General features: G+C 52.1%; 2 tRNA genes and 2 rRNA genes. All 4 read right to left on the reverse strand.

Going from position 1 to position 5,270, the window contains the following annotated elements:
- Positions 1-27: 27 nt before the first annotated feature.
- Positions 28-2,919: ribosomal RNA gene (locus FBX99_RS28670) — 23S ribosomal RNA — on the reverse strand.
- Positions 2,920-3,171: 252 nt separating this feature from the next.
- A tRNA-Ala gene (locus FBX99_RS28675) sits at positions 3,172-3,247 on the reverse strand.
- A 26-nt stretch (positions 3,248-3,273) separates the two neighbouring features.
- A tRNA-Ile gene (locus FBX99_RS28680) sits at positions 3,274-3,350 on the reverse strand.
- A 65-nt stretch (positions 3,351-3,415) separates the two neighbouring features.
- Positions 3,416-4,952 (reverse strand): 16S ribosomal RNA (locus tag FBX99_RS28685).
- The 16S and 23S rRNA genes sit together here with 2 tRNA genes alongside, the layout of an rRNA operon.
- Positions 4,953-5,270 lie beyond the last annotated feature (318 nt).

The raw sequence follows: 5,270 nt of genomic DNA on the forward strand, positions 1-5,270 counted from the left end.
GGAGCAAGCAAATTGCTTGGGTGTTATATGGTCAAGCCTCACGGGCAATTAGTACAGGTTAGCTCAACGCCTCACAGCGCTTACACACCCTGCCTATCAACGTCGTAGTCTTCGACGGCCCTTCAGGGAGCTCAAGGCTCCAGTGAGATCTCATCTTGAGGCAAGTTTCCCGCTTAGATGCTTTCAGCGGTTATCTTTTCCGAACATAGCTACCCGGCAATGCCACTGGCGTGACAACCGGAACACCAGAGGTTCGTCCACTCCGGTCCTCTCGTACTAGGAGCAGCCCCTCTCAAATCTCAAACGTCCACGGCAGATAGGGACCGAACTGTCTCACGACGTTCTAAACCCAGCTCGCGTACCACTTTAAATGGCGAACAGCCATACCCTTGGGACCGGCTTCAGCCCCAGGATGTGATGAGCCGACATCGAGGTGCCAAACACCGCCGTCGATATGAACTCTTGGGCGGTATCAGCCTGTTATCCCCGGAGTACCTTTTATCCGTTGAGCGATGGCCCTTCCATACAGAACCACCGGATCACTAAGACCTACTTTCGTACCTGCTCGACGTGTCTGTCTCGCAGTCAAGCGCGCTTTTGCCTTTATACTCTACGACCGATTTCCGACCGGTCTGAGCGCACCTTCGTACTCCTCCGTTACTCTTTAGGAGGAGACCGCCCCAGTCAAACTACCCACCATACACTGTCCTCGATCCGGATAACGGACCTGAGTTAGAACCTCAAAGTTGCCAGGGTGGTATTTCAAGGATGGCTCCACGCAGACTGGCGTCCACGCTTCAAAGCCTCCCACCTATCCTACACAAGCAAATTCAAAGTCCAGTGCAAAGCTATAGTAAAGGTTCACGGGGTCTTTCCGTCTAGCCGCGGATACACTGCATCTTCACAGCGATTTCAATTTCACTGAGTCTCGGGTGGAGACAGCGCCGCCATCGTTACGCCATTCGTGCAGGTCGGAACTTACCCGACAAGGAATTTCGCTACCTTAGGACCGTTATAGTTACGGCCGCCGTTTACCGGGGCTTCGATCAAGAGCTTCGCGTTAGCTAACCCCATCAATTAACCTTCCGGCACCGGGCAGGCGTCACACCCTATACGTCCACTTTCGTGTTTGCAGAGTGCTGTGTTTTTAATAAACAGTCGCAGCGGCCTGGTATCTTCGACCGGCGTGGGCTTACGCAGCAAGTGCTTCACCCTCACCGGCGCACCTTCTCCCGAAGTTACGGTGCCATTTTGCCTAGTTCCTTCACCCGAGTTCTCTCAAGCGCCTTGGTATTCTCTACCCAACCACCTGTGTCGGTTTGGGGTACGGTTCCTGGTTATCTGAAGCTTAGAAGCTTTTCTTGGAAGCATGGCATCAACCACTTCGTCACCCAGAGGGTAACTCGTCATCAGCTCTCGGCCTTGAGATCCCGGATTTACCTAAGATCCCAGCCTACCACCTTAAACTTGGACAACCAACGCCAAGCTGGCCTAGCCTTCTCCGTCCCTCCATCGCAATAACCAGAAGTACAGGAATATTAACCTGTTTTCCATCGACTACGCTTTTCAGCCTCGCCTTAGGGACCGACTAACCCTGCGTCGATTAACGTTGCGCAGGAAACCTTGGTCTTTCGGCGTGGGTGTTTTTCACACCCATTGTCGTTACTCATGTCAGCATTCGCACTTCTGATACCTCCAGCAAGCTTCTCAACTCACCTTCACAGGCTTACAGAACGCTCCTCTACCGCATCACTTACGTGATACCCGTAGCTTCGGTGTATGGTTTGAGCCCCGTTACATCTTCCGCGCAGGCCGACTCGACTAGTGAGCTATTACGCTTTCTTTAAAGGGTGGCTGCTTCTAAGCCAACCTCCTAGCTGTCTAAGCCTTCCCACATCGTTTCCCACTTAACCATAACTTTGGGACCTTAGCTGACGGTCTGGGTTGTTTCCCTTTTCACGACGGACGTTAGCACCCGCCGTGTGTCTCCCATGCTCGGCACTTGTAGGTATTCGGAGTTTGCATCGGTTTGGTAAGTCGGGATGACCCCCTAGCCGAAACAGTGCTCTACCCCCTACAGTGATACATGAGGCGCTACCTAAATAGCTTTCGAGGAGAACCAGCTATCTCCGAGCTTGATTAGCCTTTCACTCCGATCCACAGGTCATCCGCTAACTTTTCAACGGTAGTCGGTTCGGTCCTCCAGTCAGTGTTACCTAACCTTCAACCTGCCCATGGATAGATCGCCCGGTTTCGGGTCTATTCCCAGCGACTAGACGCCCTATTAAGACTCGCTTTCGCTACGCCTCCCCTATTCGGTTAAGCTCGCCACTGAAAATAAGTCGCTGACCCATTATACAAAAGGTACGCAGTCACAGAACGAAGTCTGCTCCCACTGCTTGTACGCATACGGTTTCAGGATCTATTTCACTCCCCTCTCCGGGGTTCTTTTCGCCTTTCCCTCACGGTACTGGTTCACTATCGGTCAGTCAGTAGTATTTAGCCTTGGAGGATGGTCCCCCCATATTCAGACAAAGTTTCTCGTGCTCCGTCCTACTCGATTTCACTTCTAAGATCCTTTCGCGTACAGGGCTATCACCCACTATGGCCGCACTTTCCAGAGCGTTCCGCTAAAATCAAAGAAGCTTAAGGGCTAGTCCCCGTTCGCTCGCCACTACTAAGGGAATCTCGGTTGATTTCTTTTCCTCAGGGTACTTAGATGTTTCAGTTCCCCTGGTTCGCCTCTTGCACCTATGTATTCAGTGCAAGATAACCAGCTTGTGCTGGTTGGGTTCCCCCATTCAGAGATCTCCGGATCAAAGTCTGTTTGCCGACTCCCCGAAGCTTTTCGCAGGCTACCACGTCTTTCATCGCCTCTGACTGCCAAGGCATCCACCGTATGCGCTTCTTCACTTGACCATATAACCCCAAGCAATCTGGTTATACTGTGAAGACGACATTCGCCGAAAATTCGTACGCTTGCTCAACGAGCAACTCACAAATTTTACCTTAGCCTGAACACCACCAGTGAAAGTGGCCTTCAGTCTATCTTTCTATCACATACCCAAATTTTTAAAGAACGATCTAATCGAAAGACTAGAAATCAACATTCATCATCGCATCGATGGAATGCTCATTTCTAAGCTTTAACGAGGGTCACCAATCGGTAAATGGTGGAGCCAAGCGGGATCGAACCGCTGACCTCCTGCGTGCAAGGCAGGCGCTCTCCCAGCTGAGCTATGGCCCCGTATCGCTACAGGGTGCACCAGTAATTGGTGGGTCTGGGCAGATTCGAACTGCCGACCTCACCCTTATCAGGGGTGCGCTCTAACCAACTGAGCTACAGACCCAATCGTCTTCTTCAATGAATCAAGCAATTCGTGTGGGAGCTCATGGAGCCGCTGCTGTCGTCGATTAAGGAGGTGATCCAGCCGCAGGTTCCCCTACGGCTACCTTGTTACGACTTCACCCCAGTCATGAATCACACCGTGGTAACCGTCCCCCCGAAGGTTAGACTAGCTACTTCTGGTGCAACCCACTCCCATGGTGTGACGGGCGGTGTGTACAAGGCCCGGGAACGTATTCACCGCGACATTCTGATTCGCGATTACTAGCGATTCCGACTTCACGCAGTCGAGTTGCAGACTGCGATCCGGACTACGATCGGTTTTGTGGGATTAGCTCCACCTCGCGGCTTGGCAACCCTCTGTACCGACCATTGTAGCACGTGTGTAGCCCAGGCCGTAAGGGCCATGATGACTTGACGTCATCCCCACCTTCCTCCGGTTTGTCACCGGCAGTCTCCTTAGAGTGCCCACCATAATGTGCTGGTAACTAAGGACAAGGGTTGCGCTCGTTACGGGACTTAACCCAACATCTCACGACACGAGCTGACGACAGCCATGCAGCACCTGTCTCAATGCTCCCGAAGGCACCAATCCATCTCTGGAAAGTTCATTGGATGTCAAGGCCTGGTAAGGTTCTTCGCGTTGCTTCGAATTAAACCACATGCTCCACCGCTTGTGCGGGCCCCCGTCAATTCATTTGAGTTTTAACCTTGCGGCCGTACTCCCCAGGCGGTCAACTTAATGCGTTAGCTGCGCCACTAAGAGCTCAAGGCTCCCAACGGCTAGTTGACATCGTTTACGGCGTGGACTACCAGGGTATCTAATCCTGTTTGCTCCCCACGCTTTCGCACCTCAGTGTCAGTATCAGTCCAGGTGGTCGCCTTCGCCACTGGTGTTCCTTCCTATATCTACGCATTTCACCGCTACACAGGAAATTCCACCACCCTCTACCATACTCTAGCTCGACAGTTTTGAATGCAGTTCCCAGGTTGAGCCCGGGGCTTTCACATCCAACTTAACGAACCACCTACGCGCGCTTTACGCCCAGTAATTCCGATTAACGCTTGCACCCTCTGTATTACCGCGGCTGCTGGCACAGAGTTAGCCGGTGCTTATTCTGTCGGTAACGTCAAAACCATCACGTATTAGGTAATGGCCCTTCCTCCCAACTTAAAGTGCTTTACAATCCGAAGACCTTCTTCACACACGCGGCATGGCTGGATCAGGCTTTCGCCCATTGTCCAATATTCCCCACTGCTGCCTCCCGTAGGAGTCTGGACCGTGTCTCAGTTCCAGTGTGACTGATCATCCTCTCAGACCAGTTACGGATCGTCGCCTTGGTGAGCCATTACCTCACCAACTAGCTAATCCGACCTAGGCTCATCTGATAGCGCAAGGCCCGAAGGTCCCCTGCTTTCTCCCGTAGGACGTATGCGGTATTAGCGTCCGTTTCCGAGCGTTATCCCCCACTACCAGGCAGATTCCTAGGCATTACTCACCCGTCCGCCGCTCTCAAGAGGTGCAAGCACCTCTCTACCGCTCGACTTGCATGTGTTAGGCCTGCCGCCAGCGTTCAATCTGAGCCATGATCAAACTCTTCAGTTCAAACATCTTTGGGTTTTGAGAAAACCCTAAACTTGGCTCAGCAATCGTTGGTTACATCTTTGATTTCTCGCGGAGTAACTTGTGATGCTGATAATCTGTTGACTAGCAGTCTGACTCCACAAGCACCCACACGAATTGCTTGATTCAGTTGTTAAAGAGCGGTGGGTTGAGCCTTTCGTCTCAACCGAGGCGCGCATTCTACAGCGCCCCGTGTATCTGTCAAGCGGTTATTTTCAGAAATTTTCAAAGTTTCGCTTCGGAAACCTCAACAACTTCAACCACTTGCGCTTTCGATCTCTCGTTAGCGGGAGGCGAATT

Origin of the sequence: Pseudomonas sp. SJZ074 (genome assembly GCF_007828215.1) — a bacterium.
GTDB lineage: Bacteria > Pseudomonadota > Gammaproteobacteria > Pseudomonadales > Pseudomonadaceae > Aquipseudomonas.